Consider the following 13,571-nt stretch of genomic DNA (forward strand, 5'->3'; position numbering starts at 1 on the left):
ATGAAGCCGCTGTGCGCCAGCTAGGTGTATGACCCGACCTTCGGACGGTACCTCAGCATTGTCACCCGAAGCTGCCGAGGACCGGTAACGAACCCCTCTTCCCTTGCTCCAACGGCAGGAACCCGTGAACCGTTCCCGTGAGGGGAGACCGGGCTCATCAGCCGCCGTAGACGTGCGGGGCGAGGGTACCGACGAACGGGAGATTGCGGTACTTCTCGGCGTAGTCGAGGCCGTACCCGACGACGAATTCGTTGGGAATGTCGAAGCCGACGTATTTCACATCGATGTCGACCTTGGCCGCCTCCGGCTTGCGTAGCAGCGTACACACCTGAAGCGACGCCGGACCACGCGAGCTGAGGTTGGACAGCAGCCAGGACAGGGTGAGCCCGGAGTCGATGATGTCCTCGACGATCAGGACGTGACGTCCCTGGATGTCGGTGTCGAGGTCCTTGAGGATCCGCACCACGCCGGAGGACTTGGTGCCCGCCCCGTACGAGGAGACCGCCATCCAGTCCATCGTGACCGGGGTGGACAGGGCCCGGGCGAGGTCGGCCATCACCATGACCGCGCCCTTGAGGACGCCGACGATCAGCAGGTCCTTCCCGTCGTAGTCCTTGTCGATCAGCGCGGCAAGCTCGGCCAGCTTGGCGTCGATGTCTTCCTTGCTGACGAGCACCTGCTCCAGGTCGGTGCCCATGTCCTTCTCGTTCACCCGCGCTACTTCCTGCAAGGCCTGCCGGCTCAAGTGATCAGTCGGACGCGATCGCGCGCCGAATGACCAGTCTGCCATTCCGCCGGCGGGCCTCGACGCCCCCCGGCAGGTTGATCGGGCCCTGGCCGCGCCAGCCGGTGACCAGCCGGTCCAGTTCCTCGACGTGACGGGCGAACAACGAGCCGGACGGGCTGCCGGCCTCGACGGCGGCCATCCGCAGCACACGACGGCGCACCGCGGGCGGCAGCGTGTAGAGCTTGGCGGTGTCCAGGGCGCCGCCGGGACGGCCGTCGGGTGCTTCGTCGGCGACGACCTCGCGGGCGGCGTTGGCGGCCCACTGGTCGAGCGCGTCGGCGTCGTCGCGGAAGAGCTGGGCGGTGCGGGCGAGCGAGGCGACGACGCCGCGGCCGAGCGACTTCTCCAGCACGGGCAGCGCCTCGTGCCGGACGCGGGCGCGGGCATAGGCCGGATCGGCGTTGTGCGGGTCCTCCCACACGTCGATGCCCTGGACGAGGCAGGCCTTGCGGGTGGTGTCGCGGTCGAGCAGCAGGAAGGGGCGGCGGTAGCGGCCGCCGGGCCCCGAGATCGCGGCCATCCCGGCGAGCGAGCGGGTGCCGGAGCCGCGGGCGAGTCCGAGCAGGACGGTTTCCGCCTGGTCGTCGCGCGTGTGGCCGAGCAGGACGGCGGCCGCGCCGAGCGAGGCGGCGCAGGCTTCGAGTGCGGCGTACCGGGCGTCGCGGGCGGCGGCTTCGGGGCCGCCCTGGCGGCCCACGGTGACGCCTAGCGCCTCGACCGGGTCGAGGCCGAGGCCCCGCAGGCGGTGGGCGACGTCGGTGGCGCGGGCGGCGGAACCGGCCTGGAGGCCGTGGTCGATGGTGACGCCTCCCCCGCGGACGCCCAGTTTGCGGGCCTCGAAGACGAGGGCGGAGGCGAGCGCCATGGAGTCGGCGCCTCCACTGCAGGCCGCGAGGACGAGGGGGCGGGCGCCGGCGACGGTACTCGCTCGGGCTTGGTCGTTGAGGATGTCGTGGAGGACGCGGCGGACGGCCAGGCGTATCGCCGCGACCGCAGGATGGGGACCCATGTCCATTCCCTCCCGGAAGGGGGCATCACGGAGCGTAGCTAGATGGTGACAGATGTGGAGTGCTACCCGAGCATCGCACGCCTACCCACGGGCCATGGTCCCTCGGATGGGTGAAGTACAGGGCGCTCAGGGTTCACGAATCGCTACGCCGGTGCACCCTTGCGATCCAGTCCGCGGGTTTCGCGATCTCCGTCTTGGTGGGGAGTGTGTTGGGCGAGGTCCAGATCCGGTTGAAGCCGTCCATGCCCACCTCGTCGACCACCGCGCGGACGAAGCGCTCGCCTTCGCGGTACTGGCGCAGCTTGGCATCGAGCCCGAGGAGCCGCCGCAGCGCCAGGTCGAGCCGGCCCGCGCCGCTGGCGCGCCGCTTCTGGAACTTCTCGCGGATCTCGGCGACGGACGGCACGACGTCCGGGCCGACGCCGTCCATGACGTAGTCGGCGTGCCCTTCGAGCAGCGACATCACGGCGGTCAGCCGGGCGAGGATCTCGCGCTGGGCGGGGGTCTGGACGATCTCGACGATGCTGAGGCCCTCCCCCGCAGGCCGCCCGTCGCCCTCGCCCTTGCCGCTCACCAGTGACTGGGCGGCCTCCCGCACCCGTTCGAGCAGGGTGACCGGGTCGACCTCGGTCTCGGCGAGGAACTCCTGGATCTCCGACTCAATGTGGTCGCGCAGCCAGGGCACGGCGCTGAACTGGGTGCGGTGGGTCTCCTCGTGCAGGCACACCCAGAGCCTGAAGTCATGCGGTTCGACGTCGAGTTCACGCTCGACGTGGACGATGTTGGGGGCGACGAGCAGCAGTCGCCCGGCGCGCTGGTCGCCGGGTGCGGCGTCTGCGGGGCCGGCTGGCAGTTCACGCGTGGCCGGGGCGAACGTCTCGTACTGGCCGAGCACGCGCGAGGCGAGGAACGACAGCAGCGCCCCGACCTCGACGCCGGTGACCTTGCCGCCGACGGTGCCGAGCACGGCTCCGCCCGGGAGACTGGAGCGGCGGGCCTGCATCTTGTCGAGCAGGGGGCGCAGGACTTCGCGGAAGCCGGCGACGTTCGCCTTGATCCAGCCGGGCCGGTCGACGACGAGCACGGGCGTGCCGTGCTCGTACGATGCGGGGTCGCCGCCCGCCCCGTACATCTGGGTGAAGGAGCGAACGTGCTCCTCCGACGACCTCGCGTGGCGGCGCAGCTCGGACACGACGGCCCGCGCCTCGTCGCGGCTGACCTCGGGGCCCGGCCTCACCAGGCGGGTCGCGGTCGTCACCGCGAGGTTCCAGTCGACCATCTCCGCACCACCGATGCTCGTCATGGCTTCACCGTACGTGGCGCGGCGCGGATGTGGGGGGCCTGGCCGCGGAATCCGGGTTTTCCCTGAGAGCTCGTTTCAAGGGGCCCTGAGGGGACCCCAAGGCCCGTCGGTTCAGCGGCAGCCGCAGGCCGTGACGGCTGTGGCGAGGCGGTCGAGTGCGTCCACGGCGGCGTCGGCGTCGGCGGTGCCCGAGGTCATGAAGGCGAAGACCAGCAGCCGCCCGTCGGTGTCGACGACGGTGCCGGCCAGGGTGTTCACACCGGTGAGGGTGCCGGTCTTGGCGTGGACGAGGCCGGCCGCGGTGGCCCCGGCGTTCTCCGAGGCGTTGAAGCGGTCGCTGAGCGTGCCGGTGAAGCCGGCGATGGGCAGGCCGCTGAGGACGGAGCGCAGTTCGGGGTGGGCCGGGCTCGCGGCGGTGGCGAGCAGCCGGGTGAGCAGGTCGGCGGTGAGCCGGTCGTCGCGGTCGAGTCCGCTGCCGTCGAGGAAGACCGTGCCGCCGAGCGGCATACCGAGCCTGGCGAGGGCCTGGCGGACCGCCTGGGCGCCGCCCGAGAAGTCGGCGGGCAGGTGCGCCCCGATCGCGGTCTGCCGGGCCAGGTGCTCGGCGATGTCGTTGTCGCTGTTGGTGAGCATCCGCTCGACCAGCGCGGACAGCGGCATCGACCGGACCTGGGCGATGGGTGCACCGGACGCGGACGGGGCCTGGCCGGGCGCCGGGGTTCGCTCGACCGTGATGCCGCGGGCCTGCAGCAATCCGGCGAAGCTCTGCGCCGCGGAGGCGGCGGGGTCGGCGACGCGCGGGGCGTCCTCGGTGGAGTTCGGGTCGACCCGCCCTTCGTCGGTCATCAGCGGCGTGACGGGGGCGATGTTCTCGTTGATGCCGATGGGGTGGATGACGGGCCCGCTGTAGCGCGACGTGTCGTAGGAGAGCGTGACCTTGGTGGTGCCGCGGGCGCGCAGCGCCTTGGCGGTGGCGTCGGCGAGCGTGACCAGGCTCGCCGGCTGGGCGGAGGGGTCGGCGCCGGGCGTCGGCGCGGCTGCCGTCAGCGTGGGGTCGCCGCCGCCGACGAGCACGATGCTGCCGGGCGCCTGGCCGGGAACGACGGTCGTCGGGATGGTGTAGCCGGGCCCGAGGGTCTCCAGGGCGGCGACCGCGGTGGCGATCTTCGTGGTGGAGGCGGGGGCGGTGGGCTGGTCTGCTTGGTGGCCGAAGAGTCGGCGGCCGGTCGCCGCGTCCAGGACGGCGCCGGTGCGGATCCCGCCCAGCGCGGGGTCGTTGAAGAGCGGCCCGAGCGCGGCGTCCAGGCCCTGGGCGGTCGGCAGGGGCGTGTCCGGGCCGGTGGCGGACGTCGAGCCGGCGGGGTCGATGCCGGTGAGGACGGCCGGTGCGCTGGGTGCAGGGGTGATGCTGTTCTCGGCGGCGTTCGCCCCCTCGCGCGCGGCGGCCCAGGCGCGTTCTGCCGTGCGCTGGCCCGCCTGCCACGGCCCGGTGGCCGCGATCGCCACTATGGCCGCGAGGAGGCCGACGCCGGCCGATCCGGCGACGAGCTTCAGCGTCGACCGGGCCGGACCCGAGAGGTTGGTCACGTACGACGTCGCCGCTGACGAATGCGACCTCGCCAGGTCCGCCCATTTCGACAGCACCGCCATGGCTGTCATGCTCCTGGCCTTGTCCACCCCGGACCAGCCCCTTTCGCCAGCACCCACCTGCGTGGGGGACACTTAATCACCCGATGCGTGTAGCTGATCATGGAGGAGCAGTGGAGTTCGACGTCACGATCGAGATCCCGAAGGGTTCGCGGAACAAGTACGAGGTGGACCACGAGACCGGTCGTATCCGCCTGGACCGCAGGCTCTTCACCTCGACCAGCTACCCCGCCGACTACGGCTTCGTCGAGAACACCCTCGGCGAGGACGGTGACCCGCTGGACGCGCTGGTCATCCTCGACGAGCCGACGTTCCCGGGCTGCCTGATCCGCTGCCGCGCGATCGGCATGTTCCGGATGACGGACGAGAAGGGCGGCGACGACAAGCTGCTCTGCGTCCCTGCCTCCGACCCGCGCGTGGAGCACCTGCGTGACATTCATCACGTGAGCGAGTTCGACCGCCTGGAGATCCAGCACTTCTTCGAGGTCTACAAGGACCTGGAGCCGGGCAAGTCGGTCGAGGGCGCCAACTGGGTGGGCCGCGCGGAGGCCGAGGCCGAGGTCGAGGCGTCCATAAAGCGGCTGGAGGCCTCCGGCCACGGCCACTGACCTCCGGACCCCTGTACGGCATACGGCGAGAGGCCCGCGCGAGCGTTTCGCGCGGGCCTCTCGCCGTATACGTCTGCGGCTCAGAAGTACGTCTGCAGCTCAGAAGCCGCGAGTGCGCTTCGCCGCGCGGCGCCGTTCCGGGCCGCCGCCGCCCGGCGAGCGGATCATGAGCCGGGCGATCTCGCCTCCGAGGTTGACGCCGACCGCGACCGCGAGCGCCAGCGCCGCCGCCTTGGCGAGCGAGGCGAGGCCCGCGTCCTGCTGGCCCTGAGTGAAGGCGAGCAGCCCGAAGTACGTGGCGCTACCGGGCAGCAGCGGCCCGATCGCGGCGGTGACGTAGGGCAGCGCGGAGGCGAAGCGGTAGCGTGAGAGCAGCTGCCCGAACAGGCCGACGAGTCCGGCGGCGATGGCGGTCGCCGCGATCGGCGACATGTGCGCGTTGAAGTGCAGGACACCGTAAGTGACCCACGCGACGCCGCCGTTGAGCGCCACGACCGCGAGCACACTGCGCTCGCACTGCAGCAGCACGGCGAAGGCGAGCGTCAGCAGCATCGCCGCGATCAGCTGCACGAGCGGGCTGTCGTAGACCTGCAGCGCCTGGTCGGGGTTGAGCCGCGCACCGATGCTGACGCCGAAGTAGAGCACCATCGTCACGCCGACGACGATTCCGACGATGAGGTACAGCACTTCGAGCAGGCGCGCCGATGCGGTGATGTAGAAGCCAGTGAGGCCGTCCTGCACCGCGGCGACCAGCGCACGGCCGGGAATCAGCGCATACAGCCCACCGGTGATCACCGCCGAGGTCTGGACGTGGCCGCCACCCGGCAGGTGGCTGCCGTAGAGGGTCATCAGCACGCCCATCGCGGCGGCGGGCATCGCTGCCGAGACGAACTGGTAGAACTCGGGCAGCCCGCGGCCTGCGCACAGCCACGCCAGCCGGTCGCCGAGCATCGCGCCGAGCGCGGCGGCGACGAAGACGGTCGGGCCGCCGCCCACCAGCATGCTCGCCGCGCCGGCGAGCACACCGGCGGCGGCGGTGAGCAGCCAGCCGGGGTAGGGGTGCCGGTTGCGGCGGATCTCGGCGAGGGCGCGGTAGGCGTCCTCGAGCGTCGCCTCGTGGGCGGTGATGTCGTCGATGAGCCGGAAGACGGCGGCGAGGCGGGTGTAGTCGGTGCCGCGGCGGCGTACGGTGCGCGACGCGGTGACGGGGTCGTCGACGAGGGACGGCTGGTGGCTGATCGAGAGCAGGGTGAAGGTGACCGTCGGCTCGCAGCGGTCGAGGCCGTAGGCGTGCGCGACGCCGAACATCGCCGCCTCGACGTCCTCGGCTCCCTCACCGCCGGCCAGCAGCAGCTCGCCGATGCGCAGCGTCAGGTCGAGGATGCGCGGCACGGGCAGGGCGTCGGCCTCGGCGCGTTCGGCGAGCTCGGGGGACGGGCGTTCGGCGACGGGGATGCGCAGCATGGCGCGCATGCGGTCCTGCCAGGGGGCGTCGGCTCCCAGCCGGACGACGGGGATGCCCTCGGGCGGGGTGAACGCATGCCGGAAGGGCTGGACCGGCAGCGGGTGGGTGCCGGTGGTGCTTGCGGTGGTCGAGCCGGCACCGGGGGGCGTGAAGGCCGAGCCCTCGGGTTCGGGCGGGGGCGGCAGCGGAACTCCGAGGGGAGGGGTGAACGCGGAGTGTGCCTCGTCCGATTCGGGCTTGGTGTCCTGTGTGCCGGGGCCGGACGTGCCGATGTCACCGGTCCGCCTGTTCTCCGCCACCTGAGCCGCTCCCATGTGCCCAATCGCTCTGCCGTTCAAACCCTGAATTTCCCACACCAGTGTGCAGCAGGTACTTCGGGTACCCACTCAGAGGCGGTCAGCGATTCGTCCGCTCAGCTCTCGGAGCGCGCCGACGCGCAGCGCCGTGCGCTCAGATACTCGACGCCGATCGGGACGACGGAGACCAGCACGAGGACGTCGAATGTGATGGACGTCCGGTAGTCCATGGCCCACCCCGGCGATGACCGGGGTGAAGGTGCGCACGATCGGAACGATGCGAGCAAGGATGATCGACTTCGGCCCGTGCCGCTCGAAGAACGCATGCGTCCTCTCGATGTTCTCCTGTCTGAACAGGGTCGACTCCGGACGACGGAAGGGCAAGGCCCCGGCCTTGCGGGCCTTGCGGCCGAACGGACAGCCGGCCTGGTCGCCGAGGACGGCCGCGATCACCACCGGCACGCTGTGGTTTTGCCGCATGGGGAAGACGTGAGGTGCCGGCCCGGGGGCGCCTCCCGGGCCTGCAGCTCAGGCGTGGCGTGCAGCGTTGGCGAGGATCGCCTCACGGACGTAGGCCGCAAGCCCCGGCTTGAGCGCGTCGTAGGTGGCGGTGAACCGCTCGTCCGCGATGTACATCTCGGCGAGACCGGTGTGGATCGCGTACGAGCAGTCGTAGAAGTTCCGGCGGATGTGCTGGCGGTGCTCCTCCGCCAGCTCCATCGCGGCCTCGCCCGTGGCCGGTTGACCGGCCTCCATCAGTGCGATCATGCCCTCGTTGACGGCGTCCGCCTCGGCCTTGATCCGCAGCCAGTCCTCCTTGGTGTACGAGGCCGCCCTGCGCTGCGACTGCGCCCAGGCCTGTGTGCTGCCCCAACGCCGTTCGGCCTCCTCGGCGTAGTCGTCGGGGTCATGGTCGCCGAAGACCTCGAACTTCTCCTCGGGCGTGAGATTGATGCCCATCTTCCGTGCCTCCATGGTTCGTTCGACGGCCGCTGCCATCTCCTGGAGCTTGCCGATCCGGTCGGTCAGCACCTTGTGCTGGCGGCGCAGGTGCTCCATCGGATCGGTGTCCGGGTCGTCGAGCAGGACCGCGATCTCGTCGAGCGGGAAGCCGAGTTCGCGGTAGAACAGGATCTGCTGCAGCCGGTCGAGATCGGCGTCCTCGTATCGCCGGTGGCCCGCATGGCTGCGGCCGCTGGGCGAGAGCAGTCCGATCTCGTCGTAGTGGTGCAGCGTGCGCACCGTGGTCCCGGCGTAGCCCGCGACCTGTCCCACCGAGTAGCTCATGGCCCGCCACTCCTCCTTGTGTTGTGCAAGCGCGACCAGCGTGCGGCCTCACGTCGCGTGAGGTGCAAGTCCTGCACGTCCGCGGCGGAAGCGGGCCGCGAGGACGGCGACGTCGTCCTCCGCGGGGCCGGGCACCAGCATGGAGAGCAGGCGGTCGAGGAGCGCGTCGAGGCCGCCTTCCGACGGCAGGCTCACCTGCGAGAGGCGGCCGAGCGAGACATCGATGTCCTCGCCGCGGCGCTCGATCAGGCCGTCGGTGTAGAGGAGCACCACGCGCCCGGGTTCCAGCTCGGCAGTGACCAGCTCGTAGCCGCCGATGCCGGTGCCGAGCGGCGGGCCGACGGGGAGGTCGAGCAGCTCGGTGTGGTCGTCTGTGCCGAGGATGGCGGGCGGCAGATGTCCTGCGCTGGCGAACGAGCACCTGCCGCGCGCGGGGTCGGTCAGGGCGAGCACGCAGGTGGCGGGGCGGTCGCGCTCGCTCTCCGCGATCATGGTGTCGAGCCGCCGCAGGATCCGGTGCGGCGGCAGGTCGGCGGAGGCCACGAACCGCAGCATCGAGCGGTACTGGCTCATGTCGACGGAGGCCTCGACGCCGTGACCCATCACGTCGCCCAGGGCGAGCAGCGTACGGCCGTACGGCAGCCGGACGGTGTCGTACCAGTCGCCGCCGACCAGCGCACTGCTGCCGGCCGGCTGGTAGCGGAAGGCCACCTCGACGTCCGGGTGCGGACTGCCCGGTTCGGAGAGCAGGGCGCGCTGGAGCTCGACGGCGATGCCGTGCTCGCGGGTGTAACGCCGGGCGTTGTCCAGGCTGATGGCGGCGCGGCCCGCGAGGTCCTGGGCGGCGACCACGTTCTCGCTGGTGAAGGCGGGCGAGTCGCCGGCCCGGACCATGGTCACGGTGCCGATGGGGTGCCCGCGGGCGGTGAGCGGGACGACGAGGGCGGAGTGGATCCCGATCTCGCGGTAGAGCGCGACGCGGTCGACATTGGGTGCCTGGCGGCCGAGCTCCTCGTCGTCGAGCAGGTTGAGCAGGACGGGCTCGCCGTTCCGCAGGCAGTTCGGGATGGAGGAGTCCTCCTGGTACTCGACGTACTCGCCGGCAGTGCCGAAAACCTCAACGCGTCCGCGCAGCTTGGGCACCGACGCCATCGCGGCCCGGCGCAGCCGCAGCGGCATGCCGCCGGGCACCTCATAGGGGCGCGGTGCGTCGGCCTGCTCCGGCGGTACGACCTCGACGGTGGCCACGTCGGCCAGCACCGGCACCAGGAATTCGGCGAGCTCGCGGCAGGTGGTGTCCATGTCGAGCGAGGTGCCGATGCGGGTGGCGGCCTTGTCGAGGAGCGCGAGTCGCTGCCGGGCGCGTTCCAGATCGCGTTGCTGCTGGTGGGAGGCGGTGACCTCGACGACGATGCCGACGATGCCGATCACTGTGCCGCCCTCTTCGAGACGGTGGTAGGCGCCATGGAAGTAACGGCGGTCCAGGGGGAAGGCGGCCTGGGTCTGGCCGCTGGAGGTGACCTCGCGGGGACGGCCGTCGGCAAGCACCGCGCGCAGCACGTCCTCGCGGGCGTCGAGCTCGGGGAGCACCTCGGCGACGGTGCGGCCGGTGTGGTCGGCGGCCGGCACGCCGTTCATCACGGCGAGCGCGGGGTTGACATAGAGGTAGCGCAGCTCGGTGTCGAGGATGCCGATGCCGGCCGTCGTGCCCTCGACGAGTTCGAGCAGGACGGACCTCCCCGGCGGCTGCGAGGCGTCGCGTCGGGGGGATTCGGGCCGTGAGGCGTCGGTTCCCACCGGCGTCCTCCTCGTCTGCCCTGCTGTTTTCGGTCCGCGCGCGAGTGCACGGGCTACGCCGTCCGGCCTCCATGGTGAGCCGTTGCAGTGCGGTCCGCATCCGGTGCGCCACCAGGCGCTCCGGCGTCGTACATGGCCCGATTCGTATGTTGCCTGAGGCGACCGGTGGCGAATGCAACTAAGTGGGCGTACGGTTGATCACGGCGGCCCGTTGCAGGGATACGGCGACCGGCCGTGGCAGTACGGGGCTGAGCCGCGCCCCGCCCTTCCTCGACGGGACAGGGCCGGGGCCGCCGACCGGAAAGGGGAAGACCGCGCATGTGCGGGATCACCGGATGGATCGCCTACGACAGGGACCTCACCGCAGAGAGGGCCACGCTCGACGCGATGACGCAGACGATGGCGTGCCGCGGGCCGGACACCGGGGGCGTCTGGCTCGACACGCACGCCGCTTTCGGCCACCGGCGCCTCGCCGTCATCGACATCGAGGGCGGCAAGCAGCCGATGTCGGTGGAGCAGGACGGACGCACACTGCTCGTCACGACGTACAGCGGGGAGATCTACAACTACCGTGAGCTGCGGGCCGAGCTGACCTCCCGCGGCCACACCTTCCGTACCAGCAGTGACACCGAGGTCGCGCTCCATGCCTACCTCGAATGGGGCGAGAGCTTCACCGAACGGCTCAACGGCATGTACGCCTTCGCCCTGTGGGACCCGCGCGAGGAGCAACTGCTGCTGGTGCGCGACCGCATGGGCATCAAGCCGCTCTATTACTACCCGACCGCGGACGGTGTCCTGTTCGGCTCCGAGCCGAAGGCGATACTCGCCCACCCCGAGGTGCGTCCCGTGGTCGACGCCGAGGGGCTCGCGGAGCTGCTGGCGTTCACCAAGACGCCGGGGCATGCCGTCTACAAGGGCATGCACGAGCTGCGGCCCGGCCACATGGTGCGGGTGCGCCGCGAGGGGCTCACGGTCAAGCGCTACTGGGCGCTGGAGGCACGCGAGCACACCGATGACCTGGACACGACCGTCAGCACCGTGCGGGGACTGCTCGACGACATCGTCGCGCGCCAGCTGATCGCGGACGTGCCACTGTGCACGCTGCTGTCCGGCGGTCTGGACTCCTCGGTGATCACGGCGCTCGCGGCCCGCGGCCTCGCCGAGAGCGGCAACGGACCGGTGCGGTCGTTCTCGGTGGACTTCATCGGGTACACCGAGAACTTCAAGGCCGACGACCTGCGGGGCACGCCGGACGGCCCGTATGCGCACGCGCTCGCGGAGCACGTGCGCTCGGACCACTCCGACATCGTGCTGGACACGACCACGCTGATGGACCGGGCGCACCGCAGGGCCGTGCTCGGGGCGCGTGACCTGCCCTACGGGCTCGGTGAAGGCGACACCTCGCTCTACCTTCTGTTCAAGGCGATCCGCGAGCAGTCGACGGTGGCTCTGTCCGGCGAGTCGGCGGACGAGGTGTTCGGCGGCTACCGCTGGTTCCACGACGCGGAAGCCGTCAAGTCGGACACGTTCCCGTGGCTGACCGCGCTCGGCATCAACAGCTTCGCGGGCGCGCGGGCCGGCCGACGCGAGTCCCTGCTCGCGCAGGGGCTGCTCGACAAGCTCGACCTGGACGGTTACCGGGAGGCCCGCTACCGCGAGGCTCTCGCCGAAGTCCCGTACCTGGACGGCCAGTCGGGACACGAGCGGCGGATGCGGGAGGTCTCGTATCTGCATCTGACACGCTTCGTGCAGTTCCTGCTCGACCGTAAGGACCGGATGAGCATGGCCGTCGGGCTCGAAGTACGCGTGCCGTTCTGCGACCACCGGTTGGTGGAGTACGTCTTCAACACCCCATGGGCGATGAAGACGTTCGACGGGCGCGAGAAGTCGCTGCTGCGCGCGGCGACCGTGGACATCCTGCCCGAGTCCGTGTCACAGCGCGTCAAGAGCCCCTACCCGAGCACCCAGGACCCGCGCTACACCGAGGCGTTGCGCGCCGAGATGAAGCAGACCCTCGGCGACACGGACTCCCCCGTGCGTCCGCTGGTCGACACGGCGGCTGCCGTCGAGGCGGCCGACACCCCGGGCGAGGGCTTCCGCTCGTCCATGGAGGTCGTACTCGGCCTCGACGCGTGGCTGCGCCAGTACGGCGCCGAACTGCAGCTCTGAGCGACGGCTGGGCCCGCCGGGCGTTTCACGCGGCTTTCCGCAGGGACCGCCCGGCGCCGCTTCACGCACCCGCTACGGGCGTTCGGGGCGGGCCCGTGCCGGAGGGCCGGTCGCGGCTGAGCAGTCCGTCCACCACGCAGGCGGCGATCTTCTGGATCATGCTGTAGGCGAGGACGGGCACCAGCACCGCAGGCTGGTCGGCCAGCCGCGTCACCGCCAAGACCGCGGACGCACTGGAGTTGTTCATCCCGGAGGTGACCGTCACCGCGACCGCCTCCGGCCGGGCGAGTTTCAGCGCGCGTCCCAGCCAGTGCCCGCACGCCAGCGACGCTGTGCACACGGCCGCCGCGGCGACGACGTCCGCGGCGAGCAGCGGCAGATCCGGCTGTCCGACCACCGCGCCCAACGCGCCTGCCGCGTTGAGGTAGGTGAGCGCGACGCCGGCGGCGAGTGCGGCGAGCTTGACCCACGGCAGTACCCACCGGACGTGCCGCTCGGGCGACAGCCTGCGGGCGGCGAGCGCAGCGACGCACGGCAGCACCACGGAGACCAGGGCGAACGCCCCGCCTCCGGTACGGCTGAGCCTGCGCAGGCTGCCGGAGGCCGCACCGCCGGTCAGCCGTGCCGCCTCGGCCAGGGTGAGCGGGAGGGTGACCGGGCTGAGGGCCGTCGAAGCCAGCACCACCGCAACCGTGAGCGCCGCATTGGCACCGGCCCGCGCCCCGTACACCGTCGCCCCCGCGGCGACCGGCATCGCGCCGATCAGCGCGATACCGACCAGCAGGCTGGCGCTGCGCCCGCCGTACGGCCACAGATGGACGCCGAGCGCGAGCAGCGGCAGGGCGAGCAGCGGCAACACGACGTTGGCGCACACCCCCGTGATCAGCGCCACCGGTCTGCGGGCCAGATCGGCGAGCAGGCCAGGCTGGATGCCAAACGCCGCGGTGAAGAGCACGAAGCCGAGCAGCGCCGCCGACATCGTCAACGGCACCTCGCCGAGCACGGGCAGCACGGGCCTGGCGAGCACGACGACGCGCAGTGCGAGTCCGGGCCCGGGCAGCAGCGCCGCGCAGACGTACGCGGCGAGCACGGCCCACAGCAGCCTGCGGCGTGCTCCGTCCAGCAGACGGACGGAAATCGGAGGAGACGGGGCGGACGGCGGCGAAAAGCTCGGCTGATCGGACATGCCATCGAGGGTTCCAG

At 71.4% G+C, this 13,571-nt stretch carries 10 protein-coding genes and 1 pseudogene; 2 read left to right on the forward strand and 9 right to left on the reverse strand.

The features are described from left to right. Positions 1-157: 157 nt before the first annotated feature. The 4 genes from hpt to dacB form a co-directional block, all read right to left on the reverse strand. Entirely contained in the window at positions 158-697 is a 540-nt protein-coding gene (hpt, locus tag NGB36_RS10565; RefSeq protein WP_255920094.1) for a hypoxanthine phosphoribosyltransferase, read from the reverse strand. A 52-nt stretch (positions 698-749) separates the two neighbouring features. Beyond that, positions 750-1,796: a tRNA lysidine(34) synthetase TilS gene (tilS, locus tag NGB36_RS10570; protein WP_255919929.1), complete on the reverse strand. Its 1,047-nt coding sequence runs from the start codon at positions 1,794-1,796 to the stop codon at positions 750-752. A gap of 133 nt (positions 1,797-1,929) precedes the next feature. Next, positions 1,930-3,099 carry an Rv3626c family coenzyme F420 biosynthesis-associated protein gene (locus tag NGB36_RS10575; RefSeq protein WP_255919930.1) on the reverse strand — a complete coding sequence of 390 codons (1,170 nt, stop codon included), beginning with the start codon at positions 3,097-3,099 and terminating at the stop codon, positions 1,930-1,932. 111 nt (positions 3,100-3,210) lie between these two features. Beyond that, positions 3,211-4,749 (reverse strand): D-alanyl-D-alanine carboxypeptidase/D-alanyl-D-alanine endopeptidase, encoded by a 1,539-nt coding sequence (dacB, locus tag NGB36_RS10580; protein ID WP_255919931.1) that lies wholly within the window; start codon positions 4,747-4,749, stop codon positions 3,211-3,213. A 110-nt stretch (positions 4,750-4,859) separates the two neighbouring features. Here dacB and NGB36_RS10585 point away from each other — a divergent pair, with 110 nt between their 5' ends. Then, positions 4,860-5,354 (forward strand): inorganic diphosphatase, encoded by a 495-nt coding sequence (locus NGB36_RS10585; RefSeq protein ID WP_255919932.1) that lies wholly within the window; start codon positions 4,860-4,862, stop codon positions 5,352-5,354. Positions 5,355-5,453: 99 nt separating this feature from the next. Here the strand turns inward: NGB36_RS10585 and NGB36_RS10590 are convergent, their stop codons facing one another. The 4 genes and pseudogenes from NGB36_RS10590 to NGB36_RS10605 form a co-directional block, all read right to left on the reverse strand. Further along, positions 5,454-7,118 (reverse strand): threonine/serine exporter family protein, encoded by a 1,665-nt coding sequence (locus NGB36_RS10590; RefSeq protein WP_255919933.1) that lies wholly within the window; start codon positions 7,116-7,118, stop codon positions 5,454-5,456. Positions 7,119-7,231: 113 nt separating this feature from the next. Continuing rightward, positions 7,232-7,571 (reverse strand): annotated as a pseudogene (locus NGB36_RS10595) (VTT domain-containing protein); the annotation flags it as partial. Between the two features lie 72 nt (positions 7,572-7,643). Further along, entirely contained in the window at positions 7,644-8,402 is a 759-nt protein-coding gene (locus NGB36_RS10600; protein WP_255919934.1) for a MerR family transcriptional regulator, read from the reverse strand. Positions 8,403-8,450: 48 nt separating this feature from the next. Next, positions 8,451-10,199, reverse strand: a complete 1,749-nt coding sequence (locus NGB36_RS10605) for a SpoIIE family protein phosphatase (RefSeq protein WP_255919935.1) — start codon at positions 10,197-10,199, stop codon at positions 8,451-8,453. Positions 10,200-10,517: 318 nt separating this feature from the next. Here NGB36_RS10605 and asnB point away from each other — a divergent pair, with 318 nt between their 5' ends. Then, a complete protein-coding gene (gene asnB / locus NGB36_RS10610; RefSeq protein ID WP_255919936.1) occupies positions 10,518-12,368 on the forward strand; it encodes an asparagine synthase (glutamine-hydrolyzing) in 1,851 nt (616 codons plus the stop codon). Positions 12,369-12,429: 61 nt separating this feature from the next. Here the strand turns inward: asnB and NGB36_RS10615 are convergent, their stop codons facing one another. Beyond that, positions 12,430-13,554, reverse strand: a complete 1,125-nt coding sequence (locus NGB36_RS10615; protein ID WP_255919937.1) for a bile acid:sodium symporter family protein — start codon at positions 13,552-13,554, stop codon at positions 12,430-12,432. Positions 13,555-13,571: the final 17 nt, after the last annotated feature.

The organism is Streptomyces humicola (assembly GCF_024436035.1).
Classification (GTDB): domain Bacteria; phylum Actinomycetota; class Actinomycetes; order Streptomycetales; family Streptomycetaceae; genus Streptantibioticus_B; species Streptantibioticus_B humicola.

What these genes read in the sequence shown, in the direction of transcription:
- NGB36_RS10575 (WP_255919930.1), bottom strand. Translation starts at nt 3,099, where the DNA reads ATGACGAGCATCGGTGGTGCGGAGATGGTCGACTGGAACCTCGCGGTG.
- asnB (WP_255919936.1), top strand. Translation starts at nt 10,518, where the DNA reads ATGTGCGGGATCACCGGATGGATCGCCTACGACAGGGACCTCACCGCA.
- hpt (WP_255920094.1), bottom strand. Translation starts at nt 697, where the DNA reads ATGGGCACCGACCTGGAGCAGGTGCTCGTCAGCAAGGAAGACATCGAC.
- NGB36_RS10600 (WP_255919934.1), bottom strand. Translation starts at nt 8,402, where the DNA reads ATGAGCTACTCGGTGGGACAGGTCGCGGGCTACGCCGGGACCACGGTG.
- NGB36_RS10615 (WP_255919937.1), bottom strand. Translation starts at nt 13,554, where the DNA reads ATGTCCGATCAGCCGAGCTTTTCGCCGCCGTCCGCCCCGTCTCCTCCG.
- tilS (WP_255919929.1), bottom strand. Translation starts at nt 1,796, where the DNA reads ATGGGTCCCCATCCTGCGGTCGCGGCGATACGCCTGGCCGTCCGCCGC.
- dacB (WP_255919931.1), bottom strand. Translation starts at nt 4,749, where the DNA reads ATGGCGGTGCTGTCGAAATGGGCGGACCTGGCGAGGTCGCATTCGTCA.